Below are 25729 nucleotides of genomic sequence, written 5' to 3'. Positions count from 1 at the left end.
TGGTTTCGCTTCGGGCTTTTCAAAACTCTTGGAGGGGCGCCAAATAACTGTGCCACCTATACAACGACGTGCCTGAAGCGATTGCACGCAATGCCCCGTTATCTTTTGTTACCGGGCGCAGGGCGTTTATCATGGACCCGCCGCATTGTTTACCTCAGGCCCCCGGCTCGTAATAGCGCCCTGTGCGCCGGCCCCGGATCGCCGATACTGGCTTCCCGATTGCCATGTATGACCTGTACGCCAATGGTTTTTTTCCCTACAGGACGTTCAGGTAAAAGCTCAGTGATCCATAAGGAATTTGAATGACACTCTCCCAGCCGTCGCCTAACGTCCCGCAGGAAAGGGGCGTTCAGATCAGTGATCTACCATTTGCGGTCGTGGGAATTGGTGCGTCGGCAGGGGGCTTTCAGGCGCTCAAGAGCTTTTTCGAGCACATGCCGCAGAACAACGGAATGGCTTTCGTCATCGTTCTGCATCTGTCGCCGAACCATGAGAGCATCGCTGGCCAGATCATCCAGGACTCGACGAAAATGCCGGTGGTACAGGTGACCGCGTCGATGCCGATCGAACAGAACAAGGTGTATGTGATCTCGCCCGCGCAGCAGTTGCGCATGAACGACGGTCATTTGCACGTGTCGACGCCCGAACCGCGACGTGGCGGGCATGTGGCAATCGATCTTTTTTTCCGCGACCTGGCCGAAGTCCACAAGGACCGCGCGTTCTGCGTGGTGCTGTCGGGGACAGGGTCGGATGGTGCGATGGGCCTTTCCCGGATCAAGGAGCAGGGCGGCGTGACTCTCGCCCAGCTGCCCGAAGATGCCGAATACGACAGCATGCCCAAGGCCGCCATCAATACCGGGATGGTCGACCTGATATTGCCCGTGGTCGAGATGCCGCAGAAGCTTCTGGAACTATGGCGCAACTCCCAGAATATCCGTCTGCCGACGCTCGGGGACCCACAGATCCATACCATAGAACCTGCCTCCGAGTATGAGGCCGCCATGGCCGCGCAGTCGCTGCATGACATTCTCGTGCAACTGCGTACTGGCACGGGTCACGATTTCAAGCACTACAAGCAGGCCACGGTCCTGCGGCGTATCGAACGGCGCATGCAAGTCACGGCGCAGCCGACCCTGCCGGCCTATTACCGGCATTTGCAAGCCAACCCGGATGAAACCAAAGCGTTGCTGGGTGACATGCTGATTGGCGTGACCAATTTCTTTCGCGACCGGGATGCCTTCGAAGCCCTGGAGCGGGAGATCCTGCCTCAGCTGGTCAAGGGCCGCGGCGCGCCCGATGCGCGCGAGGTGCGAGTCTGGTCGGCCGGCTGTTCCACGGGCGAGGAAGCCTACAGCCTGGCGATGCTGCTCAACGATCAATTGCAGATCGAAGGTGGCGAGGGCCGGATGCAGGTGTTCGCGACCGACATCGATCACCGGGCGATCGCGGTCGGGCGCGCCGGTTGCTACCTCGAAGCCATCGTGACCGATGTACCGCCTACCCGTTTGCGCCAGTACTTCGTCAAGGAAGATCACCTGTACCGCATCCGCAAGGAAATCCGCGAACGCGTGCTGTTCGCCCAGCACAGCCTGCTTACCGACCCGCCGTTCTCGCAGATCGATCTGGTGGTGTGCCGCAACCTGCTGATCTACCTGGATCGCGAAGTGCAACGCGAAATCCTGCAGATGTTTCATTTCGCGTTACGCCCAGGCGGCTACTTGTTCCTGGGCTCCTCTGAGTCGGCCGATGCCTGCAGCGATCTGTTTGCGCCGGTGGACAAGAAAAACCGCATCTATCGCGCGCTGGCCGGCTCGGCCCTGGCCAGAAAGATGCCCAGCATGCCGCGCATCGGCAGCGTGCGCTCGGTGCCTGAAGTGCGCAGCGTCGAGACACCTCGTCCGAAGAAAAAGACCTTCGCCGATATTCATCTGCGGGCCATCGGTTATACCGCCCCGCCCAGCGTCATTATCGACACCCACGGCGACATTCTTCATATGAGCGAAGAGGCCGCCAGGTATCTCAGGTACGTGGGCGGTGAAATGTCCCATAACCTGGTCACGCTTATCGACCCGGTGCTGCGCCTGGACGTGCGTACCGCGCTGTTCCAGGCCCAGCAGACCGGCCAGGAGGTGCGCTCCCGGCCGGTGAGCATAAGCCGCGACGATCAGGCTTACGAGGTCGGCCTGCAGGTCAAACCTTACCGGGACGAAGATTCCGACGGCGACTTCTTGCTGGTGATGTTCCTCGAACAGGCGGTCCAGGAACCGCGCAATGAGACTTCCGCGGATTCCGCTGAAAACCAGCTCCTGACCAACCTGGAAAACGAGCTGCTACGCACCAAACTCCAGCTTCAGGAAACCATCGAGCAGGCTGAGGTTTCCGGCGAAGAGCTCAAGGCGTCCAACGAGGAAATGCAGGCCGTCAACGAAGAACTCCGGTCGGCCACCGAAGAGCTGGAAACCAGCAAGGAAGAGCTGCAATCGATCAATGAAGAGCTGCTGACCGTCAATCACGAGCTCAAGACCAAGGTCGACGAAACCGGCAAGATCAACGATTACCTCACCAACCTGATCGCCTCCACCGACATCGCCACGGTGTTTGTCGACCGCGGCCTGCGCATCAAATGGTTCACGCCCGCCGCGACGGAAATCTTCAGCATGCTGCCGGTCGATACCGGCCGTTCGTTGCTGGATATCACCCACCGTCTTGAGTACGACGAACTGGGCGACGATGCCAGCCTGGTGTTCGAATCCCTCAACGTGATCGAACGGGAAGTCTGCAGCACCGACGGGCGCTGGTTCATCGCGCGGTTGCTGCCGTATCGCTCCAACGAAGATTTCATCGACGGTACGGTGCTGACCTTCATCGACATCAGCAAGCGCCGCGCCACCGAAGAGGATCTGCGCCTGAGCGAGGAGCGCATGCGTCTGGTGGCCGAGAGCATCCGCGACTACGCCATCATCGTCCAGGACGAGGCGGGTGTGGTGACCGGCTGGAACACCGGTGCCGAACTGATCTTCGGCTTCAGCAAGGAAGAAGCCGAAGGCCGCTACTTCGATTTCATTTTCACCGCCGCCGACAAGGCTGCCGGAGTGCCCGAGCAGGAATTGCGCGAGACCCGGCGCAACGGCCGTACCGAAGACGAGCGCTGGCACGTGCGCAAGGACGGCAGCCAGTTCTACTGCAGCGGTGAAGTGTCGCTGCTCAAGGGCGAGAATTTCAAAGGCTACGTGAAGCTGGCCCGGGACCTGACCGACTACAAGCTACGTCAGGAAGAACAGTCGCAGCGCCTGGCCGAGACCGAGAACAGCAGCCACTTGAAGGATGAGTTCTTCGCAGTGATGTCCCATGAGCTCAAGCATCCGCTGAATCTGATCCAGCTCAATGCAGAGCTGCTGCGCCGCTTGCCGGCCCTCAAGACCTCGTCGGTGGCGGTCAAGGCGGTGAGTACCGTCTGCGACGCAGTCAGCAGCCAGGCGCGCATCATCGATGACCTGCTCGACGTCGCGCGGGTCCGGACCGGCAAGCTCAAGCTCAAGCGCATGCCGATCGACCTGGGCAAAGTGCTGAGCGAGATTCATGTCGTATTGCTCAGCCATCACCCCAAACGCCCGATCAGCCTGACCCTGCCCACCGACGGGGCTGCGCTGATGGTCGACGCCGACCCGACGCGTCTGGAGCAGATCATCTGGAATCTGGTCAACAACGCCATCAAGTTCACCCCGGAAGAGGGGCGCATCCAGCTGATCGCCTCGCAATCGGCCAGCGAGGCGAAGCTGGAAGTGATCGACAGCGGCGCGGGCATCGCCCCGGAACAGCTCGACAAGGTGTTCGACCTGTTTTCCCAGGCCGAAACACAGCACGTCTCCCATCAGCGCGAGGGGCTGGGCATCGGCTTGTCGTTGGTACGCCAGCTGGTGGAAGGCCATGGCGGGAAGGTGGAAGTCCACAGCGAAGGGGAAGGCCGGGGCTGCACCTTCACGGTCCGGCTGCCCTTGCTGAGCCCGTCCACGGTTTTGCCCGAGGACAGCGCGCGCGAAGAACCGGCCGGGCGGCTGGCAGGGTGGAAAGTGCTGCTGGTGGACGATTCCCCCGAAGTGCTGGAAACCCTGATGATGCTGCTGGAAATGGAAGATGCCGACATCCAGGCGTTCAGCGATCCGTTCAAGGCACTGGAAGCGGCCGAAAAAGCCACCTTCGACATCATCATCTCCGACATCGGCATGCCCGGCATGAATGGTCATGAGCTGATGCAGGCGTTGCGGCGTCTGCCCAACTGCGCCACGACCCCCAGCGTCGCCCTGACCGGCTACGGCACCGGGCAGGACGTCCAGCAAACCTTGCAGTCGGGCTTTTCCTGCCATATCGGCAAGCCGGTGGCTTATGACGTGCTGATCGAGACGCTGGAAAAGGTCGGTGGGAAGTTGAAGCGGTAATGGCTGCGATATTCCGCAAAAACCTGATCATGGTTTGAGGATGGCTGAAAGGATCTAATCCACTGTCAATTCTGACAGTGGATTGGATATACGAAGCCATTAAGCTGAGGGCTGGAATTCATTTCAGCCACGGAGGCGAGCATGGATGCTCTCGATAGCGGTTCTTCAGCCTGCAAAAACCTGATCAGGTTGACCATCGTGCTGATGGTGATCTTCTCGACAAGCCTGTCGCTCGCGCCCAGGCGGGCGGATGCGCAGGGCATCAACCTGGCGACCTGCGTGGTGGGCACTCACACGGCTCAATGGTCGCCTGGCGTTACCCATACCGAAAAGCTGATCAATGTGACCACCACTAGCAATTGGGAGTGCTCAGTGCCCCCGCTCGTATTGACCAGTGCCAAATCCACGCAGACCTTTCAGGCGAGCTTTTCCTGCGGTTCCTTGTTTAAGCAGACACCGCCAATCACCTGGGTCATCAATTGGAGTGATGGGGGGACCAGCACGTATAAGTTCATCGCCAGCGTAACCTCCACCGGTAATCTGAACACCACCATAACCGGTGTGGGAGAAATCGTGGACGGGCGCTTCAAGGGTGCGAATGCATTGACCACGTTCGTCTTGCAGGACGTGGCGAATATACTGAACAACGACTGCAGCCAGCCCAGCGGAGTTACTCAGATGAGCGGCCTGACCACGCTGATCATCTCGCCTTGAGGCGCAGTGTGGTTCAAGGACTTCTCAAAACTGCCTGCCGTGTGGCGATAAAAGTCGGTTGCAAACGTCCGTTCGCTGCTGCAATGTAAAGACAACCGTAAAGACGACGAGGCTGTTCCCGTGGCATCTATCAATGTGCGCATAGACGACGAGCTCAAGGCTCGTGCCTATCGAGAGCTGGAAAAACTTGGCGTAACGCCATCTGAGCTGATGCGCCAGGCCTTGCAATATGTGGCCGAGAGCGGTCAGTTGCCGTTCCGCCCTGTTTTAATGACTGAGGGAGAGGAAGCATTGATCGCCACAGTGCGTGAGCGCTTGGCCAACCCACAGCGGGTCAAGGTTTCTCTGGATGACCTATAGCCTTGAATTCGATGCGCGTGCACTGAAAGAATGGAAAAAATTGGGCGATACCGTACGTCAGCAGTTCAAAAAGAAGCTAGGCGCAATCCTCGACAATCCGCATATCGAGGCCAATCGACTACATGCCTTGCCCAATTGCTACAAACTCAAATTGCGCAGTAGCGGTTACCGCTTGGTCTACCAGGTCATAGAGCAAGAGGTCGTCGTCTTTGTGGTAGCCGTCGACAAGCGAGAGCGAGAGCAGGTTTATCGCAAGGCTGCCGAACGTTTGCTCTAAACCGAGCTTCAAGACTTTAATCATCCTGCCTTGAGCGGTCGCTGGAACAATTGATCGATTCGGGTTGCTGCTCCAGAGGCTGCTCTCGGTCGGTCAGAAAATCAGCACTCGCATCCTCGCCGTCAAACCAGTCATTCCAGTTTTTATCTCCAGGCGAGCTGACTGAGCTTTGCTTCATGAGGCTCCATATCTCAGAGGACAGAGCAACAGAGTCGAGCCTTATTCAAGCCTTTTTAAGGCCTGTAGTGCGTACTGAACCGCAATTCCCCCTTGAAGGACGGTCATCCGCCTTGGCTGGTAAAAGCTGTCGTGCCGCACTGATTGAAAATGCACTGTATAGGATGCATATCAAGGTTTATGCTTGCCTTTGCATTCCATACGATGCATTCAGAGGCAACATGGATAATATCGGCGAAACGATACGCAGACTTCGAAAGGCCAAGCGCTATACCCAGGGCGACGTCGCGTCGCGGCTGCAAATGAGCCGCGCCACGATATCGGGTATCGAGAACGGAACGGTGTCAGAGATAGGCATTCGCAAAGTGGAAGCGATCCTCAACCTGCTGGGCCACACGCTCACTGTTGTACCGAAGTCGCGGCGCCCGACCCTGGATCAGCTGAAGGATCAGAACTTCCATGACTGACGAAAAATCCCGGCCGTTGCCAGTGAGGGTTGCGAAAGAGCAAGTCGCAAGTGTCGGCCGTAGTGAGGTTCAGAAGGGTGGTACCAGCTTTCGATATCTGCAAGACGTGGCCCCCGGCAACGCAGTCTCGCTTGTCATGCCTGTACGCTGGGACGCCTACGACTGGTCAGATGGCATCACCCCGATCCTGTCGATGAATATGCCCGAAGGCATATTGAGGGCAGAGCTTCAGAACATGTTCTCCAAGACGAAAAAGGGCTTTGACGACCTCGATTTGCTTGGCATCGTCGGACCTTACCAGTTGGGCCGGGTCTCGGTCGGTCACCTGAATGACGCCCGACTACCGGACTTGTCGGTCGACGATCTGCTGATTCACGACTCGGCCCGTGGCCTGTTCGAAGATCTGCTGCAGCGGTATGCGAAGTACAGCGGCATTTCCGGTGTGCAGCCGAAGGTGCTGGTGCGGGACGAAGCGGGCAACGAATTGCACAGACTCACCCACCGAGGCGCGACGCATATCGTCAAGAGTTGGCGGGAAGAGGATTACCCGGAGTTGGCCGCGAATGAATTCTTCTGCATGCAAGCGGCGAGATACTGCGGACTGGCCGTTCCGAACATCAGTCTCAGCGCCAATGGCAAGCTGCTGATCGTCGAGCGATTCGATATAACGGATACGGGATACCTGGGTTTCGAAGACTTGTGCGTGCTCAATGGCTGGCCCGCGCACAAGAAGTATGACGGCTCTGCTGAAGGGGCCGCAAAGCAACTCATGACCTTCCTGTCGCCGGAGCGGGTGCGCGAAGGGCTGGAGGCGCTGTTTCTCACTGTCGCGTTGTCCACGGGTGTTCGAAACGGCGACGCCCATTTGAAGAACTTCGGCGTCATGTACAACGACTGCGGCGAAGATGCAGAGGTCTGGATGGCGCCAACCTATGACATCGTATCGACCACAGCCTATAAGCCGAACGACATCATGGCGCTGTTTCTGGCCGGGTCGAAGAACTGGCCCAAGCACAGGCTGCTGGTCGAATTCGGCCGGCGCTCGTGTCAGCTCAGCGAGGGGCGATGCCGTGATCTGATGGAGCAAGTGGCAGAGGGTATGACAAAAGCCCGTGGCGAACTGCTGGAGTACCTTCGGGACCATACCTCGTTCGAGCCGATCGGCACCAGAATGCTGAGCGAATGGGATCGTGGAATACAACGTAGCCTGGTGCCGGAGACGCGGCCCAGGATCGTGGATCTGGGCGCAAAGAAGGGTCGTGGCCCTGACGGATGAGTTGCATCAGCCGAAGGCCTGTTGTCGCACCACGCTGTTCAAAGCTTCCTGTACTGCAAACTGAACCCCAGCTCCACACTTTCCCCTTGCCGCAACAAGCGCAGCCCCGGCTGACCCGGCAGGTGGTGGGCGTTGACCGGGTGGCTGACGGGTTCGAAGCAGAAAAACGGCAGATCCGGCGGGCAGAACACCAGGAAGAATTCGCTGCCGGTCGCCTGGCCGTGCAGTTCGTAGCCCAGATCCGGCTGGCTGATGACGCAGCGGCCGTCCCATTGAGTGAAGCCGTTGTCCAGCCGGGTTTTGGGCAGCGTGTTCGAGGCGCTGAAATCCCATTCAGGCGGCAGTTGCGCCAGTTGCGTCGGCAAGCCGGCCTCGTCGCTCAGCCAGACCTGCGCGGCCTTTACCTGCAAACGGGTATTGGCCGCGCGTGGCAGGTAGGGATGCAAACCCAGCCCGTGCCAGGCCGCGCGACTGTCCATGTGAGTGGTGCTCAGTTCGATGCTCAGCAGGCCGTCGCGCAGGGTGTAGCGCAGTTGCGCGCGATAGGCGAAAGGTACGCGGCTGTCGAGCTGCAGGCAGATCCTGTTTTCGCTGTGCTCGATGACATCCCAGGGCTGCTGCCAGGCGCTGCCGTGGATCGGCAGTGCATCGTTGGCGCTGTTGGGTTCAAGGGCCAGCCAGCCGTCCGGCGTGTCGAAGCCGCCGTTGCCGATGCGGTTCGACCAGGGTGCCAGCGGGTAGCAGCCCAGCCGTCTGGGCGTGGCGGCGGCCAGGGCCTCGTCGTCGTTGGGGCGCAGCAACGGCTGGCCGCTGTCGAGCACGGTCCAGTTGGCGATGCTGGCGCCGATCCCGGGTGCCACGGTCAGGCGGGTCAGGCCATCTTCAAGCGTCAGAATGTTTGCGGGCATTGGGTTCGGCCTTCCGGGGAGGAGATGTTGGCGTCGATGGCGGGTTGCGCTTCAAGGCCAGCAGCACGATGCCGCTGACCACGATCAGGCCGCCGATCACCTGGCTGCTGCTGAGCAACTGATCCAGGATCAGCCAGCCGAACAGCAGGCTGGCGACCGGCTCGATGTTCATCACCGGCGCGTTGCGGGCCATGTCCAGCCGTGTCATGCAGATGAACAGCAAGCAGAATCCCAGACCGTAGAGCAGCACCAGGGTGGCCAGCGCAGTCCAGCCGGTCGGGCTCGCGGGCAGGTCCACGCCGCCGGGCAATACGCCGCTGACGCCTGCCACTGCCGCGGCGGTGAACACGATGGCCATGGTCAGCATGCTGCGAACCGTGCCGCGCATGCCGGACAGCTTGTGGTCGGTGATCCACAAGGCAACGGCGAATACCACCGCAGCGGTAAACCCGAAGGCAATGCCCTCCAGCCATTGCGGTTCGCTGCTGCCAGGATTGGACAGGCGATGCGGCACGTCCAGGGCGAAAACCAGGCCGAACAGAATCATCCCCATCAGCAGCGCCGCACGCCGCGTGGGTGCCGGGCCGCCCAGCGCCCAGGTCAGCAGCGCCAGCAGAATGGGCGCGACGTTGACCACCAGCAGCGCCAAGGCCACAGGAATACGCGCCACGGCCGAGTAAATGCAGAAACTCTGGGTCGCGATCAGCAGACCCAACAACAGTTGCCAGCGCCAGGTGCGGGCATTGAGTTGCAGCTTTTCGCCTTGCCACATCACCAGGCCGATCAGCACCAGCAGGGTCACGCCTGAACGGCAGAGGATGGCCAGCAGCAAGCCGGTGTCGTGATCGAAGGCAATGCGCGCCGCAATATGGTTACCGGCGAAAGCGCAGGCCAGCAGCGCAAGAATCAGTACCGCGATGTGGCGGGGAAACAAGGCAGGAGAAGACATGAGCAACCAGCCTCCTTGGCTGGAAAAAACATCGCCGCCAACGAGGGCGGCGATGTTGTAAAGCGTGAACGATTACAACACCAGGCGTGGCAGCCACAGCGAAATGGCTGGAACGTAGGTGACCAGCATCAGCACCATGAACAGTGCCACGTAGAAAGGCAGCAGCGCCTTGACCGTGGCTTCGATGGTGACCTTGCCCACCGCTGCGCCGACGAACAGCACCGCGCCCACTGGCGGTGTGATCAGCCCGATACCCAGGTTGACCAGCATGATCATGCCGAAATGCACCGGGTCGACACCGATACCAGTGATGACCGGCATCAGGATCGGCGTAAGGATCAGGATCAGCGGTGCCATATCCATCACAGTGCCCAGCAGCAGCAACATCACGTTGATGCACATCAGAATCACATAGCGGTTATCCGACAAGGTCAGAAACGCCGTGGTGATCTTCATCGGGATTTCCATCAACGTCAGGATGTATCCGAAGGCGGCGGCAAAGCCGATCAGGATCATCACGATGGAGATGGTGCGTACAGTCCGGTGCATCAATTTAGGCAGGTCGCGCCATTTGTAGTCGCGATAGATGAACATGGTGACAAAGAACGACCAGACCACGGCGACCGCCGCCGACTCGGTCGCGGTGAACACGCCGCTGAGAATACCGCCCAGAATGATGACCATTGCCATCAGACCCCAGAGCGCCTCGCCAGCGATTTTCAGCGCCTGGCGCAGCGGGATGACTTCACCCTTGGGATAGTTGCGCTTGCGGGCGAAGATCATGCACAGGCCCATCATTACCGCGCTGAGCAACAGACCCGGCATGATCCCTGCGATGAACAGCGAGGCGATCGATACGGTACCGCCCGCCGCCAGCGAGTAGAGCACCGAGTTGTGGCTGGGCGGGGTCAGCAATGCCTGCACCGAGCCGCTGACGGTAACCGCCGTCGAGAAGTCGCGCGGATAGCCGTTGCGTTCCATTTCCGGAATCAGTACCGAACCCACCGAAGCCGTATCGGCCACCGAGGAACCGGAAATCGCACCGAAGAAGGTCGAGGCGACGATGTTGACCAATGACAGACCGCCGCGCACAAAACCCACCAGCACGCCGGCGAAAGCCACCAGCCGGCGTGACATACCGCCTTCGGCCATAATGGCGCCCGCCAGAACAAAGAACGGAATCGCCAGCAAGGAGAACTTGTTGACGCCGCCAGCGACCTGAATCATCAGCGCGTCGAAAGGAATATCAATCCACCAGGCACCGATCAAAGCGGCCAGGCCCAACGCGTAGGCCACAGGCATGCCGATAACGATCAATGCAATAAAGCTGCCCAACAGTACGAATGCGTCCATTTATGCAGCACCTTCACTTTCTTCGACCAGATCGAAACGCACAACGCGGCGGTGGCTTTGATCGCCCAGAAATAGTTTTTCGAGTACGAAAATCAGCGTCAGGACGCCGCCGACAGGAATGGGCAGATAAGAAATACCAACCCGCAGCCAAGGCATCTCGCCCAGGTACTGGTTCCAGGTGGTCATGCACAGCTTGAAGCCTTTGACCGCCATGAACACGCAGACCACGGCCATGAGAATCTGCACGGCGATAGAAGCGATGTATTTTGCCGACGCGGGCATGCGGTCGGTGGCCATTGTCACGGCCATGTGAGCGCCGGCCCGATAGCTGGCCGCAGCGCCGAAAAAGGTAAAAACCACCATCAACAGGATGGAAGTAGGTTCCGGCCAGCTGGAGCCCGTGCCTAATACGTAACGGGCAAAAATGCCCCAAGGGATGATCAGGCTCATGGTCAACACCGAAAATCCGGCGATGACAATGCAGAGCCAATAGATCAGATCGTTTATGCGCAAAAGCTTGTTTTTCATGACTTCTACCAAGGCAGCGGCGCGCGGATGAACACCCGCCGCCGCCCAGTTATGAGAACTTCCGGGTTAATTGACCGCTTCGATGCGCTTGATCAGGTCCGCATACGGCGCGCCGTATTTGGCACGCACTGGAGCCGTGGCATCGTAGAAGGCTTTTTTCTGCTCGGCGGTCAGGGGGATGAACTCCACGCCGCCCGCTTTCAGCTTGGCTTCGCTGTCGGCCGACTTCTTGTCCCACAGCACGCGCTCTTCAGCCTGAGCTTCCACTGCCAGTTTTTTCACCAGGGCCTGCTGCTCGGGGGTGAGCTTTTCCCAGGTGGTTTTTGCCATCACCACAGGCTCGGGCAGGATCAAGTGCTCGGTCAGGGTGTAGAACTTGGCGTTCTGGTAGTGGTTGTGCTCCAGCATGGTCGGCGGGTTGTTTTCCGCGCCGTCGATCACGCCAGTCTGCAGGGCACTGAAGATCTCGCCGGTGGCCATGGCAATGCCGTTGCCGCCCATGGCGTTGATGGTGTCGATGAACAGCGGGTTGCCCTGCACACGGATCTTCATGCCCTTGAGGTCGGAGATCTGACGAACCGGCTTCTTGGTATAGAGGTTACGGGTGCCGCCATCCATCCAGGCCAGTGCGACCATGTTGAAGTTGGAGCTGGTGATCTTGTCGAGGATCTCCTGACCGATCTCGCCGTCGATGATCTTGCGCATGTGCGCATGGTCACGAAAGATGAACGGCAGGTTGAACACGTTGACGTCCGGTACTACCGGGCCAACGATGCCCAGGCTGACGCGGGTCATCTGTACCGCGCCGCTCTGCACCTGTTCAACGACTTCCTTCTCCGAACCCAGCACGCCGCCGGCGAACATCTTGAAGCTGATTTCGCCCTTGCTCTGCTCTTCAAGCTTCTTGCCCAGGTTTTCTTCGGCCACTACCGGCGGATAGCCTTTGGGGTGGACCTCGGCAAACTTGATCTTGACGTCCGCCCATGCAGCATTGGAGAAGCAAAAGGCCAACGGGAGTGCCGCGATGAGTAACTTGCGTTTGAAATCCATGGAAATCTCCGATGTTGTTGTTTTTGGTCGGTGCTTATAAGAATTTCACTGCGGGGCGCAATCAGCCCCGAAACGTGGGTTCCTCCAGGCCTTTTACCCCGGGTCTCAAGGCGAACACGCCACCGGCCAGAGGCTGATCGGCGAGATCGCCGCCCGGGCGAATCGAGGTTACGAACAGAGTGTCCAGATCAGGTCCGCCAAAGGCGCACATGGCCGGTTTCTTCACCGGCACGGCCAGTGAGCGATCCAGCTTGCCTTGAGGCGTGAAACGGTGAATCAGCCCGGCGTCGTTGCCGCAGATCCAGTAACAGCCATCGGCATCGACGGCCGCGCCATCCGGGCGGCCCGGATGCTCGTTCATGTCCACGAACAGGCGGCGGTTGTGCGGTGTGCCGCTGTCCGTGTCGTAGTCGAAGGCCCAGATTTTCTGCACGCTGGGGTGCGAATCGGACAGATACAGCGTCTTGCCATCGGGGCTGAATCCCAGGCCGTTGGGGACGATGAATCCTTGCAGCTGCGGCTCCAGATCCTGCTGACCGGCCTGATAGCGATACATCGCGCCCACCACCGCGCCTGCTCCCATGTCCATCAACATGGTGCCTGCCCAGAAGCGGCCTTGACGATCGCAACGCCCGTCGTTGAAACGCATCCCGGCCTGTGCGTGCCGCACGTCGACCAGTGGTGTGGCGGTCAGTTGTTCGCCGTCGCCGGGCTGCAGGTGAAACAGGCCGGTTTCCATACCGGCGATCCAGCCGCCCTGGCCGTCGGCTGCGATGCAGGCAACCATTTGCGGGGCCTGCCAGCTTTGTGTCTGCCCGTCCGGGCTCCAGCGGTGCAGTCGGCCAGCGGGGATGTCGACCCAGTACAACGCCTGGTCGCGGACGCTCCAGACAGGGCTTTCGCCGGTGGCATTACGCGCATCGAGAATCAGTTCAGCGTCCATGGCAGCGTGCGTCTCTGTTGTTATTGTCAGGACTTGCGGGCGTTACTCGTCGCCAAACGGGCCGGCTGCGACAAACGCGCCGCCCTGGTAAACCATGGCCGGGTCATCGGCGGCCGGCATCGGTTGCGCTTCTACCTTGTCGCGAAACACTTCCGAGCTGTCCTTGGGCGTGTAACCCAGGTGGCTGGCCAAGTGGTTGTCCCACCATACGGTCTTGTTGTCCGACATGCCGTAGACCACGGTGTGGCCGACGCCCGGCGTATACAGGGAGCGCTCGATCAGTTGGGTCAGGTCATCGAAGCTGAGCCAGGTGCTCATCATTCGACGGTTCTGCGGCTCGGGGAACGAGGAGCCAATACGGATGCTGACGGTCTCGATGCCGTAGCGATCGAAATAGAAACTGGCCATGTCTTCGCCGTAGGACTTGGACAGGCCGTAGTAACCGTCCGGGCGGCGTGGAGAATGAGCGTCGAGGGTTTCGTCCTGCTTGTAGAAACCGATGACGTGGTTGGAACTGGCGAAGATGATGCGCTTGACGCCATGACGGCGCGCGGCTTCGTAGATATGGAATACGCCACAGATGTTGGCGCCGAGGATTTCCTCGAAAGGTCGTTCGACCGAGACCCCGCCGAAATGCAGGATGGCGTCTACGCCTTCAACGAGTTGGTGCACGGCCTGCTTGTCGGAAAGGTCGCAGACCTGGACTTCCTCGCCACTTTCAGCGGGCGCCATGTCAACGATATCGGAGAGTCGCAGAGTCTTTGCGTAAGGCCGCAGGGTTTTGCGTAGTACTTTGCCCAAGCCACCTGCCGCACCTGTGAGCAGGAGGCGATTGAAGGGATTTTGGGTGGTTTGAACCGTTGCCATGAGGATGATCCTGATTGTTATTGTGTTGTCATCTGTTGTCGTATGACTGTTCCGATTATCAGCAGCGCGCGAGCTGATTGTCAACGTGCCACTTATAAAGTTTTCCCCGCCGTAACGCGGTCTACACAAGCCTTTTCGCGGCAAAAGCCCGCCTTGGAGGCGGGCTTTTGGCATGCTGACAGCGTTTGTATCAGAGCAGCGAAATCGGATAACTGATGAAAATGCGGTTTTCGTCGAATTCGTTGGCGCTGAAGTCACGACGCAGGGTGGAATTTCGCCATTTCACGTTCAGGTTTTTGAAGGTGCCACTCTGAACGGTGTAGGCCAGTTCCGACTCGCGTCCCCATTCCTTGCCATCGGTGATGGTGCCGGTATGGACGTTATCGCCGCTGATGTAACGGTTCATCAGGGTCAGGCCCGGAACGCCAAGCGCCGCGAAGTTGTAATCGTGACGCAACTGCCAGGATTTTTCCTTGGCGTTGTCGTAGCTTGAGTTGTAGCTATCGTTGGCCAGCGTGCCGCCGCTGGTGCCGTTGACCCGCATCCAGGCCGTGTCGCCGCTGAGTTTCTGCAGGCCGACGTAGAACGTGCTGCCGCCGTATTTGGCCGAAAGCAGGGCATAGGCGGTCTTGTTGTCCAGATCGCCGGCGAGCTGGTTGCCGTCTTCCTTGCCGATGAAGTAACCCAGGTTGGCGCCCAGGGTCCATTCGCCGACCGGCTGGCTGTGCAGGACGTTGAAGAACTGCTGCTGGTAGATGTCCTGCAATTCGGAGTACCAGACGCCGATCTGGGTGCGCTTGTCATTGAAGACGTATTCGCCGCCGCCGAAGTTGAAGCGATCGGAGGTAAAGGCACCCCGGCCGTTCATCGACATGTCTTCCATGCTGGCGTCGTTACGCGGGCTGTTGCCGCGGAACTGGCCGCCGTACAGGGTCAGGCCGTCGAATTCCTTGGAAGTGATCTGGCCGCCGCGGAAGGTCTGCGGCAGGGAACGACCATCGTCCGAACGCAGGATCGGCAGCACCGGCATCCACTCGCCGACTTTGAGCTCGGTCTTGGAAATCTTTGCCTTGCCCGCCACGCCCAGGCGGCCGAAATCATCGGCCGGACGTCCGTCGCTGTGGACCGGCAGCAATTGCGTACCGGCGGTCCCGCGTCCGCCATCAAGCTTGACCGAGTACATACCCAGCACATCGACGCCGAAGCCCACCAGACCCGGTGTGAAACCGGATTTGGCGTCGAGGATGAAACTCTGGGTCCATTCCTCGGCCTTGCCCTGTGGCGCGGCACTGCTGGGGTACGCCGGGTTGGTGAAATTGCGGTTGAAATAAGCGTTACGCAGGTTGAGCGTGGCCTTGGTGTCGTCCACGAATCCTTCGGCCACGCTCAGCAACGGAAAAGCCAGGCTGAGGCCGCCAAGGCCGAGAATGATCTGTGAACGGGTAGTGTTGGATCTCATTATTGTTGTGCTCCCTTTGGACTAAACCTTGCGCTCCTCTGGTCGTGCATCTGCAGCGACCGACACCCAGGAGGATGTTGTAAACCTCTGTTTAAGAGGCGTGGCTTGGCCGCCAGACGGCCAGATACCGCTGTGCTGTATCAGCAAATTCGATAGAGGTTTGCGCCATGGTCTGGCGGCTTGAGAAGGTAAAGCCCTGGATCGGCAGGGAATGCCGTGACTTTCAGGTACGTGCGAGCTGAGACATGAGTCGTCATGCGATTGGCCCCGGTTTTGTTTTTATTGTTGTTGGCGTTATATGTTGTCGTACGACTAGGCTGATTATTTACACCCTCCAATAAGTTTGTCAACGCGCTTTAGTCTAAGGTCTGACGCCGTTGAACGCGGCGCCTTGCCAGCCGCTGAATACGACTGAACGCCGCGGGCGCCCTGACAGTCCACCCAATACCTCAACTTTTTTTCAGGAGCGTATTGATGAATCGTTTCATCCAGAAAGTCGTGGTGGTGACCGGCGCAGGTTCAGGGATCGGCGAAGCTACCGCCAAACGCTTTGCCCGTGAGGGCGCGAAGGTTGTGCTGGTTGGGCGCAGTGTAGACAAGCTCGCGCGGGTGGCTGCTCAACTCGAAGGCGAGGGGCATTTGACCCGTGCCACGGACGTGGCGGACCTGAGCGATGTGCAGGCCTTGTTCAACGAAGTCGCGACACGGTTCGGTCGCCTGGATGTGCTGGTGAATAACGCAGGCATCGTCAAGTCCGGCAAGGTGACCGAACTGGAGGCCAAAGACTGGAAGGAGCTGATGTCGGTCGACCTGGACGGCGTCTTCTATTGCACCCGCACGGCCATGCCGGCCTTGATTGCCAATAAAGGCAGCATCATCAATGTCTCGTCGGTCTCCGGTCTGGGAGGCGATTGGGGCATGAGTTTCTATAACGCGGCCAAGGGCGCGATCACCAATTTCACCCGCGCCCTGGCGCTGGACCACGGGCCTGATGGCGTGCGGGTCAATGCGGTCTGCCCTTCGCTGACCCGCAGCGAGCTGACCGAAGACATGCTGGGCGACGAGTCGCTCATGGCCAAATTCAGAGAGCGAATCGCGCTGGGACGTCACGCCGAGCCGGAAGACATTGGCGATGTCATCGCTTTCCTGGCCAGCGACGATGCGCGTTTCATCACCGGGGTCAATCTGCCGGTGGACGGCGGTCTGTCGGCCTCCAACGGCCAGCCGCCGCAAGCCTGACCGCAGAGCACAGGCAGGAAGAAGGCATGAGCGCTTTTCAGCACGTCGAAGCCAACCAGACAGGCCGCGATTTCGCCGTGGGTGACATCCATGGGCATTTCGCGCGCCTGCAGCAGGATCTTGACCGCATGGGCTTCGATCCGGCCAGGGACCGGCTGTTCTGTGTCGGCGATCTGGTCGACCGCGGGCCGTTGAGCCCCATGGCCCTGGACTGGCTGGACAAGCCCTGGTTGTTCGCCGTGCAGGGCAATCACGAAGCGCTGGCCATCGACCATGTGCAGGGCACGCTACCCGACTATGAAGCGTACCTGGCCAGTGGCGGAGCCTGGTTTCTGGAGCTGCCCGCCGAGCAGCAGCAACGCTTCGCGGCTCGCTTCAGCCAGATGCCCATCGCGCTTGAGCTCGATACGGCGGACGGCTTGATCGGCTTCGTGCATGCCGATTGCCCTTTTTCAAGCTGGGATCTGCTGCGCTCGGTCCTGCTTGGGCAGTTTCCGGGGCTGGCGCAGGTTCAGCAACGCTGTCAGTGGTCTCGCGAACGCTTGCGGTTGAAAGACACCGAGGGCATTAGCGATCTGCGGGCGCTGGTGGTCGGACACACGCCGGTACCGCGCGCTGAAGTGCTGGGCAATGTCTTCCACATCGACACGGGCGGCTGGAAAGCCGATGGCAGTGGCTACTTCACGTTTCTGGAACTTGACACCTTGCGCCTGAATGCATCGCGCGCAGATCTGCACGCTGGCTGATGATCAGGCCTGCACGCTATTGTCTGCGTCGAAACGATAGCCGCCTGTGTTTCAGAATCTGACACTTTGTTCGATAGGCCGCACGCCTGTGTTTCAGCCCTGAAACACAGGCGCGCCGTGGCCTGCAACACTGCAACCATCCATCGCCCGGTACGGCCTGATAGCGTATTGACTGCCACACTGCTTGGCAGTTGAGCCCTGCAACATCCCACACATCCAACTCAGGCAGCCCGCCGATGATCAATGATCATTTGACCGGGCCCTCGTGCAGTATTCATGGCAGTTCGCGTGTAGATGAAGGCTTGGGGGCCCTTGCCTCAGCTGTTGCCTCTGACTCCGGTTCAGAGGCGGTAGCCATGAGCAGAGACAGTTCTCCTTCCTGGACGACCCCCGTTGGCAAACCAGACGATGAAACGGTCCGCCGCGAGCCGGGTCTGGCGCAAGTCGCCATCCTGATGTGTACCTTCAACGGCCAGGCCTTTCTGGAGCAGCAGCTGGAGTCGATACGCCGGCAGCGCTGGCCGGCCTGGTTCATCGCGATCTCCGACGACGGCTCGGTCGATGGCACGCTCGATACGGTCACCCGTTATCAGACGCTTCTGGGCACCGACAAGCTCAGCCTGTGGCAAGGGCCGCGCCGGGGTTTCGCCAGAAACTTCATGTCGTTCACCTGCAATCGCAACCTGCAGGCCGAGTTCTATGCCTGGTGCGACCAGGACGATATCTGGCACGAGGACAAGCTGCACAAGGCCATGAGCTGGCTGCAAAGCGTCCCGGCAGACAGGCCCGCGCTTTACATGGGGCGTACCGAGCTGATCGGTGTGCGTGGCGAACCGCTGGGCTTCTCGCCTCTGTTTCGTCGCCCGCCGTCGTTCGCCAACGCGCTGGTGCAGAACATCGGAGGCGGCAACACCATGGTGTTCAATCACTCCGCCCGCGCCCTGTTGCGCGAAGTGGCCGAACATCTGGAGTCGCTGTCGCTGGACATCGTATCCCACGACTGGTGGGCGTACCTGCTGATAACCGGAGCGGGTGGCGAAGTGTTCTATGACGCCCGGCCTTATGTGCGCTATCGCCAGCATGGTCGCAATCTGGTGGGTTCCAACGCTGGCTGGCGCGCGCGGATAGCGCGCCTGCACATGGTGCTGCAAGGGCGGTTCCGGGACTGGAACAACGTCAACATCGCCGCGCTTGAAGCGGTACAGCTGTATCTGACTGCGGAAAATCGCGACCTGCTGGGGCGCTTCAAGGCGCTGCGCTCGCAGCCTTTACCCAAACGCCTGATGAGCCTCAAACGCCTGGGGCTCTATCGCCAGACCTTGCCGGGGAATCTGAGCCTGATGCTCGCCACCGCCATCAAGGTTTTCTGAATCCACGGCCCTTGTCGCCTTGCCCGATTCGCGGAGACGGACGCAATGTTCAACCCTCATCATGCGCCTGCCGCGGGCCCGTTCGAACTGATCGGCAGCCTGTGGCGCCATCGCCAGCTGATTGTCACGATGACCCGCCGCGAAGTGCTGGGCCGTTATCGCGGCTCGGTGATGGGCATCGCCTGGTCGTTCTTCAACCCGCTGTTGATGCTGGCGGTCTACACCTTTGTTTTTTCCGAAGTGTTCCAGGCGCGCTGGGTCGGTCAGGACGCAAGCAAAGGCCAGTTCGCGGTGCTGCTGTTCGTGGGCATGATCGTGCACGGACTGTTCGCCGAATGTGCCAACCGCGCGCCTTCACTGATCATGACCAACAGCAACTATGTGAAGAAGGTGCTGTTCCCGCTGGAAGTGCTGGCGGTCGTGACGCTGGGCTCGGCGTTGTTTCATACGGGCGTGAGCCTGATTGTGCTGCTGCTGGCCCAGTGGGTGCTGACCCATACGCTGCATGCCTCGGCGATCTTTTTTCCTCTGGTGCTGTTGCCGCTGTTGATCGCGACGCTCGGCTTGAGCTGGCTGCTGGCGGCGCTCGGCGTCTATCTGCGCGACGTGGGGCAGGTCATTGGCGTGCTCACCACCGTGCTGCTGTTTCTTTCGCCGGTGCTTTATCCGGTTGCCGCCCTGCCGGCGGTATACCAGCCGTGGCTGCAGCTCAACCCGCTGACCTACATCATCGAAGAAAGCCGTAATGTGCTGCTGTTCGGACATTGGCCGGACTGGCAGAGCCTGGGCGTGGCCATGCTGGTGGGCCTGGTGATTGCGGCTTTGGGATTCGCTTTCTTCCAGAAAACCCGCAGGGGATTTGCCGATGTCCTCTGAAGAAATCGCCATCAGCGTTCGCAATCTCTCCAAGTGTTTCTATACCTATGCGCGGCCCGTGGACCGCCTGCTGCACTCGGTCGTACCGCGCCTGCAGAGGCGTCTGAGACTGCCTGTCAGCCCTTACGGCCAGGAATTCTGGGCGCTGAACAACATCGACTTCGAGGTATCCAGGGGCGAAACCGTCGGCATCGTCGGGCGCAATGGTTCCGGAAAATCGACCTTGCTGCAGATCATCTGCGGCACCCTGACGCCGTCCGGCGGCACGGTCGCGACCCATGGACGTGTGGCTGCCTTGCTGGAGCTGGGATCAGGCTTCAACCCCGAATTCAGCGGGCGCGAGAACGTCTACCTCAATGGCTCGGTGTTGGGGCTGTCGCGTGAAGAAGTCGACCGCCGCTTCGACGACATCGCAGGCTTTGCCGACATCGGCGACTTTATCGACCAACCGGTCAAAACCTATTCCAGCGGCATGGCGGTGCGTCTGGCGTTTGCCGTGCAGGCGCAGGTCGACCCCCAGATACTGGTCGTCGATGAAGCGCTGTCGGTGGGGGATGCAAAGTTTCAGGCCAAGTGCTTCGAGCGCTTGCGCCAGCTCAAGGACAACGGCACCAGCATCCTGCTCGTCACCCATGCCAGCGAGCAGGTGGTGACCCACTGCAATCGCGCGATCCTGCTGGACCGTGGCCGTATGGAAATGACCGGCCCCTCCCGGGCGGTGATCAATCGCTACATGGATATCCTGTTCGGCCGCGAGCGGCGACCGGAGACCGAAACCGCCGTGGTGTCCGGGGACAAAACGGCGTCGCAGGCACCGGCCCTGAAGGGCAAGGGCCCGCCATTGAGCTTTGATCGGCAGGAGGCCTACGGGTCGCGGCCGGGCTTCAACCCCCACGAATATCGCTGGGGTGACGGAGCCGCCAGCCTGCTGGATTTCCATCTTGCCGCGCAAGGCCATGAATATCCTCCCAGTGTCGAACCGGGCGCCGAAGTGGTGCTGCACCTGGCGGTCCGGTTCAACCGGATGGTCAGCCATCCGATCCTGGGTTTCACGATAAAGACCAAGGAAGGCGTCACGGTTTACGGCACCAATTCCTATCTGCTCGACTGCACGGCCAGCCAGGAACTCTATCGGCCCGGAGCGCAGCTCAGCGCGCGCCTGACCTTCATAAACCGGCTCGCCGCCGGTGATTACTTCATCTCCATTGGGGTGGCTTCCCGAGAGGGCGAGTCCGTCGTTCCCCATGACCGCCGTTACGACTCCATCCATTTCGTCGTCGCCCCAACCCCGCTTCTGCTGGGGCTGGTCGATCTGGCCGCGACCATGGATTTCGATCAGGTACAGCACAATGATCAATCTTGAGCAGAGCGACTACCGCCTGGACAGACGGACCCGGGTCTGGTCGCGACCCGGTTATGAAGGCATCGCCTACAGCGACGGCGACCGGAACGAAGAGCGTCTGGCCACCATCGTGCGCGAGGCGCGGGACTTGAGCCTGCTGTCCACCGAGCTGAGCGAGCATTGCACCGACTGGGTTTCGCTCTATCACCTGGGCCGGGCGCGCGGGAATATCCTGCGGCCTTTCGAGCACTTGCTCAGCGGCAGCGTGCTGGAAATCGGCGCGGGTTGTGGCGCCATCACTCGTTATCTGGGCGAATGCGGTGCCAGCGTGCTGAGCCTTGAGGGCAGCGTGCGCCGGGCGCGGATCGCCGCCAGCCGTACCCGGGATCTGGACAACGTCACGGTGTTCGCCGAACGTTTCGACCATTTCGAGACCGATCAACGCTTCGATGTCGTTACCCTGATCGGCGTGCTGGAATACGCCAGCATGTTCAGCCACGGTAACGATGCGGCGCTGAACATGCTCAAGCGAGTGCGCGAGCTGCTCAAGCCTGACGGCGTGCTGCTGTTGGCCATCGAGAACCAGCTGGGCCTCAAATACTTCGCCGGTGCTCCTGAAGATCACCTTGGCACGCCGATGTATGGCATCGAAGGGCGCTACCACAAGAGCGGCCCGCAGACATTCGGGCGCAAGCGGCTGATGGGCCTGATCGAAGAGGCCGGCTTCAGCCGTTCGGAGTTCCTGTTTCCGGCGCCGGATTACAAGCTGCCCAATTCGATCGTGACCCAGCGCGGGTTCGAAACGCAGGCCTTCGACGCTGCCGCACTGTTCTGGCAGAACGTCAGAAAGGACCCGCAGTTGCCGGGCGCAACGTCGTTCAATCTGGAGCGCGCCTGGCCGGTGGTGGTCAATAACGGGCTGGGCATGGAGCTGGCCAACTCCTTTCTTGTCGCCGCCTCACGCTCGCTCGCCCAGGTGGTGGTGCCGAACATGCTGGCGGGGCATTACAACGTCAGTCGCAAGCCGGGCTACTGCAAACAGACGTTGTTCATGCAAACCACAAGCGGCATCGAGGTGCGGCACGAGCCCCTGGCGACCGACGGGGAGGAGCACAGCGAGTATCGCCACGTTCTGTCGCATGTCGACACCTACCGGCGCGGGCGGGCGCTGAGTCAGCAATTTCTCAATATCGCCAGCACACCCGACTGGACGCTGCGTGATTTCGGCGGATTCATCGCGCGTTATCGCGCCGTGCTCATCACCCTGCTCGAAGAACGAGGGGAATCGATGCCGCTTGAAAGTCTGGACGAGCGGCTGCCCGGGACCTTCATCGACGCAGTGCCCCACAACATCCTGCTCGACAGCGACGGTCACCCGGCCCTGATCGATATCGAATGGGATACCGCCAGTGGAGTGGAGCTGGGTCATCTGCTGACCCGCTCGCTATTGCTGCTGATTGCCAGTGCGACGCCGTTCTGCCCAGGCGTCATGCCGCTGACCCGTCGACAATTCATTATCGAGGTGCTGTCCCATGCCGGTCTGGTCATGACGACGCAGGCCCTGGACGGCTTCATCGAAAAGGAAGCGCACTTTCAGGCATTCGTCACCGGCCTTGAACAGGAGCATTTTCTGCAATGGGAGCCTGACCAGGTCATCAATCAGAAGGGCGCGGCCCCCGCTGCGCAAATCCACGCCAAGCTCTATTTCAGCGACGAGGCCGGTAATTTCAAAGAGGACGATGCGCTGACGCTGGAAGTCGTGCCCGGTCATCAGCGGCTGCACTTCAAACCGAGCGTGCGCGGCTCGCGGCCCAGCCGACTCAGGCTCGACCCCGTGGACCGCAGCATGGTGTTTTCCCTGGATCATCTGCATGTTCTCAGAGACCACGTCCCCATCTGGACCTGGGACGGCGAGCTGGGCGGGCTGCGGGAGGTATCCGGGCTCAGAGCGGTCGAGCAGACTGGCTCGTCGGTGCTGTTCGTCGGCCTGGGCGACGACCCGTGGCTGGAACTGCCGCTCGACCTGTCCTGGCTCAACGGTTCACGGGACTGGGAAGTCGTCGTGGATCTGGTGCTGTACACCGACGAGGTGATTGCCCAGCGCCTCAGCCAGGGACTCAACTGGGGTAACCAGCACGAGCGTTCGCTGCGCAGCGCGGTGCAACCGCTGGCCGAGCAGATTCAGGCCCTGACGCAAAGGCTGAACGAGGTGGATCAAGTCGCCCACCTCATCGAAAAGAACGTGGTCGAGGGTGAGAAAGGTACGGTGCAGACCGTGGAGCGCTTGTTGAATGAGCATCATCAGCTCATCGCCGAGCGTGAAGCCCTGGTCAAGAGTCTGGAACGTGCCCTGGTCGGCTTGCAGACTGAAAAAGACACCCACATCCATCATCTCAACCTGCGCATCCGCGAACTCGAAAACTCTTACAGCCGGCGGCTGGCCGCGCCGATCAGACATTCGGTGTTCGCGGCCCGGCGACTGGCGCGCGTGTCCAAACTGTTGCCCAGCCTGGTTCGCCGTGGCGGCGGGTTCCAGGCAACCACCCGGCGTGCCGTGACGGTCTTGCGTCAGCAAGGTCTGCAAGGTCTGGTTGCCCGGGTGCGCTGGTTCAGCGGTATCGAGCATGCGACGCCCGATGTGGCCATCGAGCAGCCGGAAATCGGCGCGCTGGCGGACCGCCACGACTATGCCGCCTGGATCCGGCAATACGATACCCTCGACGATGAAGGCCGTCGGCACATTCGCGAGCAGATCGCCGGCTGGACGGACCCGCCGCTGATCTCGGTGATCATGCCGGTCTTCGATCCGCCTCTGGACCTGCTGCGCGAGGCCATCGACAGTGTCAGCAATCAGCTGTATCCCCACTGGCAACTGTGCATTGCCGACGATGCGTCCAGAAACCCGGCAGTGCGCGAGTTCCTCAAGGCGGTCGAGCTGGAACATGATCGAATCAACGTCGTCTTTCGCGCCGAGAACGGCCATATATCGGCGGCCAGCAATTCGGCCCTCGACATTGCCGAGGGACGCTATATCGCGTTGATGGACAACGACGATGTGTTGCCCGAGCACGCGCTGTACTGGGCGGCGCGGACCATTGTCGAGCATCCGGATGCGGGGGTGATCTACTCCGATGAAGACAAGATCGATCGGCAGGGCCGACGCACCGCGCCTTACTTCAAATCCGGCTGGAACCAGTTCCTGTTCCGTTCGCAGAATATGGTTTCCCACCTGGGCATCTACCAGCGCGAACTGGTCGAGCGGGTAGGGCGGTTCCGGGTCGGTTTCGAGGGCGCTCAGGACTACGACCTGGCGCTGCGGTGTATTGAAAAACTGACGCCCTCGCAGATCATTCATATTCCTCGCGTGCTGTATCACTGGCGTATTCATGCCGGCAGCACCGCCATGGCGACGGACGAAAAACCCTATGCCGTTCAGTCCGGCGTCAAGGCGCTGGACGACCATCTGCGTCGCACCGGACGCAAAGGCTGGACGGAACTGCTACCGATCGGCATGTACCGGGTGCATTACCAATTGCCGTCGGAGCCGCCCCTGGTCAGCCTGATCATTCCGACCCGAAACGCCCATGAGCTGGTGCGCCAGTGCATCGAGAGCATCCAGCGCCTGACCACTTACCCGGCTTACGAAATCATCCTGGTCGACAACGGCTCCGATGAGGCCCAGGCACTGGCCTATTTCGAGCATCTCGGCCGGCAGCCCGGTATCACCGTGCTCAGGGACGACGGACCGTTCAACTATTCGGCATTGAACAACCGTGCCGTGCGCCAGGCGCGGGGCCAGGTGGTTGGTCTGATCAACAACGACATCGAGGTGATATCCCCCGACTGGCTGGAAGAAATGGTCGCTCTTGCGCTGCAACCGTCGGTGGGCGCGGTGGGCGCCCGGCTGTGGTTTCCCGACGATCGTCTGCAGCATGGCGGCGTGATTCTGGGGATTGGCGGCATCGCCAACCATGCCCACAAGTTTCTTTCCAAAGGTGAACACGGGTATTTCGGCCGAGCCGTGCTGATCCAGGAATTTTCGGCCGTCACCGCCGCCTGCCTGGTGATCCGCAAATCGATATTCGAACAGGTCGGCGGCCTGGATGAGGTGAATCTCAAGATCGCCTTCAACGACGTGGACTTCTGCCTGCGCGTGCGCGAAGCCGGCCATGTGAACGTCTGGACGCCGTACGCCGAGCTTTACCATCACGAATCGGCGACCCGTGGCATGGAAGACTCACCGGAAAAACAGCAGCGGTTTGGCAGCGAAGTCGCCTACATGCTGGAGCGCTGGCCCGGCATTGAAAAGGATTACGCCTACAACCCCAACCTGAGCCTGACCCACATGGATTTCAGCCTGGCCTGGCCACCACGGGGCGAGGATTGAAGCGT

At 60.3% G+C, this 25729-nt stretch carries 21 protein-coding genes; 12 read left to right on the top strand and 9 right to left on the bottom strand.

The genetic code is table 11. The features are described from left to right. Window positions 1-302: 302 nt before the first annotated feature. The 4 genes from J3P77_RS22575 to J3P77_RS22560 all read left to right on the top strand — a co-directional run bounded on the left by J3P77_RS22575 (window position 303) and on the right by J3P77_RS22560 (window position 5787). The gene (locus J3P77_RS22575; protein WP_434682144.1) at window positions 303-4436 is read left to right on the top strand and encodes a CheR family methyltransferase; all 4134 of its coding nucleotides are present in this window, start codon (window positions 303-305) and stop codon (window positions 4434-4436) included. 141 nt (window positions 4437-4577) lie between these two features. Next, window positions 4578-5150 (top strand): hypothetical protein, encoded by a 573-nt coding sequence (locus J3P77_RS22570; protein ID WP_434682142.1) that lies wholly within the window; start codon window positions 4578-4580, stop codon window positions 5148-5150. Window positions 5151-5270: 120 nt separating this feature from the next. Continuing rightward, window positions 5271-5510, top strand: coding sequence for a type II toxin-antitoxin system RelB/DinJ family antitoxin (locus J3P77_RS22565; RefSeq protein WP_434682140.1), 240 nt, complete (start codon window positions 5271-5273; stop codon window positions 5508-5510). Next, on the top strand, window positions 5500-5787 hold the full coding sequence (locus tag J3P77_RS22560) for a type II toxin-antitoxin system RelE family toxin (RefSeq protein ID WP_434682138.1): 288 nt from the start codon (window positions 5500-5502) through the stop codon (window positions 5785-5787). The genes J3P77_RS22565 and J3P77_RS22560 overlap by 11 nt, the downstream gene beginning before the upstream one ends. A 16-nt stretch (window positions 5788-5803) precedes the next feature. Here J3P77_RS22560 and J3P77_RS22555 read toward each other — a convergent pair whose 3' ends face one another. Continuing rightward, a complete protein-coding gene (locus tag J3P77_RS22555; RefSeq protein ID WP_434682137.1) occupies window positions 5804-5965 on the bottom strand; it encodes a hypothetical protein in 162 nt (53 codons plus the stop codon). A gap of 220 nt (window positions 5966-6185) precedes the next feature. Between J3P77_RS22555 and J3P77_RS22550 the strand changes: the two genes are divergently transcribed. Together J3P77_RS22550 and J3P77_RS22545 are read left to right on the top strand one after the other, a co-directional pair. Then, window positions 6186-6431 carry a helix-turn-helix domain-containing protein gene (locus J3P77_RS22550; RefSeq protein WP_434682134.1) on the top strand — a complete coding sequence of 82 codons (246 nt, stop codon included), beginning with the start codon at window positions 6186-6188 and terminating at the stop codon, window positions 6429-6431. Beyond that, on the top strand, window positions 6424-7707 hold the full coding sequence (locus J3P77_RS22545) for a type II toxin-antitoxin system HipA family toxin (protein ID WP_434682132.1): 1284 nt from the start codon (window positions 6424-6426) through the stop codon (window positions 7705-7707). The genes J3P77_RS22550 and J3P77_RS22545 overlap by 8 nt, the downstream gene beginning before the upstream one ends. Window positions 7708-7745: 38 nt before the next feature. Here J3P77_RS22545 and J3P77_RS22540 read toward each other — a convergent pair whose 3' ends face one another. From J3P77_RS22540 to J3P77_RS22505, 8 genes are all read right to left on the bottom strand, one after another. Further along, a complete protein-coding gene (locus tag J3P77_RS22540; protein ID WP_434682130.1) occupies window positions 7746-8615 on the bottom strand; it encodes an aldose 1-epimerase in 870 nt (289 codons plus the stop codon). Beyond that, window positions 8590-9564 carry an EamA family transporter gene (locus tag J3P77_RS22535; protein ID WP_434682128.1) on the bottom strand — a complete coding sequence of 325 codons (975 nt, stop codon included), beginning with the start codon at window positions 9562-9564 and terminating at the stop codon, window positions 8590-8592. The genes J3P77_RS22540 and J3P77_RS22535 overlap by 26 nt, the downstream gene beginning before the upstream one ends. Before the next feature lie 72 nt (window positions 9565-9636). After that, window positions 9637-10917, bottom strand: coding sequence for a TRAP transporter large permease (locus tag J3P77_RS22530; RefSeq protein WP_434682127.1), 1281 nt, complete (start codon window positions 10915-10917; stop codon window positions 9637-9639). Further along, window positions 10918-11445 (bottom strand): TRAP transporter small permease, encoded by a 528-nt coding sequence (locus J3P77_RS22525; protein WP_434682125.1) that lies wholly within the window; start codon window positions 11443-11445, stop codon window positions 10918-10920. It lies immediately after the preceding gene. A gap of 66 nt (window positions 11446-11511) precedes the next feature. Then, window positions 11512-12495, bottom strand: coding sequence for a TRAP transporter substrate-binding protein (locus J3P77_RS22520; RefSeq protein ID WP_434682123.1), 984 nt, complete (start codon window positions 12493-12495; stop codon window positions 11512-11514). 61 nt (window positions 12496-12556) lie between these two features. Continuing rightward, entirely contained in the window at window positions 12557-13438 is an 882-nt protein-coding gene (locus J3P77_RS22515; protein ID WP_434682121.1) for a glucurono-1,5-lactonase, read from the bottom strand. 42 nt (window positions 13439-13480) lie between these two features. Next, entirely contained in the window at window positions 13481-14305 is an 825-nt protein-coding gene (locus tag J3P77_RS22510; protein WP_434682120.1) for an NAD-dependent epimerase/dehydratase family protein, read from the bottom strand. 190 nt (window positions 14306-14495) lie between these two features. After that, a complete protein-coding gene (locus J3P77_RS22505) occupies window positions 14496-15764 on the bottom strand; it encodes an OprD family porin (RefSeq protein WP_434682303.1) in 1269 nt (422 codons plus the stop codon). Between the two features lie 474 nt (window positions 15765-16238). Here J3P77_RS22505 and J3P77_RS22500 point away from each other — a divergent pair, with 474 nt between their 5' ends. The 6 genes from J3P77_RS22500 (at window position 16239) to J3P77_RS22475 (ending at window position 25724) form a co-directional block, all read left to right on the top strand. After that, entirely contained in the window at window positions 16239-17003 is a 765-nt protein-coding gene (locus J3P77_RS22500; RefSeq protein WP_434682301.1) for an SDR family NAD(P)-dependent oxidoreductase, read from the top strand. A 26-nt stretch (window positions 17004-17029) separates the two neighbouring features. After that, window positions 17030-17749, top strand: a complete 720-nt coding sequence (locus J3P77_RS22495) for a metallophosphoesterase (protein ID WP_434682299.1) — start codon at window positions 17030-17032, stop codon at window positions 17747-17749. Between the two features lie 356 nt (window positions 17750-18105). Further along, window positions 18106-19119, top strand: a complete 1014-nt coding sequence (locus J3P77_RS22490; protein ID WP_434682297.1) for a glycosyltransferase family 2 protein — start codon at window positions 18106-18108, stop codon at window positions 19117-19119. Window positions 19120-19164: 45 nt separating this feature from the next. Further along, on the top strand, window positions 19165-19995 hold the full coding sequence (locus J3P77_RS22485) for an ABC transporter permease (protein WP_434682295.1): 831 nt from the start codon (window positions 19165-19167) through the stop codon (window positions 19993-19995). Beyond that, window positions 19985-21358, top strand: a complete 1374-nt coding sequence (locus tag J3P77_RS22480) for an ABC transporter ATP-binding protein (RefSeq protein WP_434682293.1) — start codon at window positions 19985-19987, stop codon at window positions 21356-21358. Before J3P77_RS22485 ends, J3P77_RS22480 begins: the two co-directional genes overlap by 11 nt. Continuing rightward, window positions 21345-25724: a glycosyltransferase gene (locus J3P77_RS22475; RefSeq protein ID WP_434682291.1), complete on the top strand. Its 4380-nt coding sequence runs from the start codon at window positions 21345-21347 to the stop codon at window positions 25722-25724. The genes J3P77_RS22480 and J3P77_RS22475 overlap by 14 nt, the downstream gene beginning before the upstream one ends. The last annotated feature ends 5 nt before the right edge of the window (window positions 25725-25729 follow it).

This window comes from Pseudomonas sp. R1-18 (genome assembly GCF_051132095.1).
GTDB lineage: Bacteria > Pseudomonadota > Gammaproteobacteria > Pseudomonadales > Pseudomonadaceae > Aquipseudomonas.
This window is presented reverse-complemented; position numbering and strand designations above follow the sequence as displayed.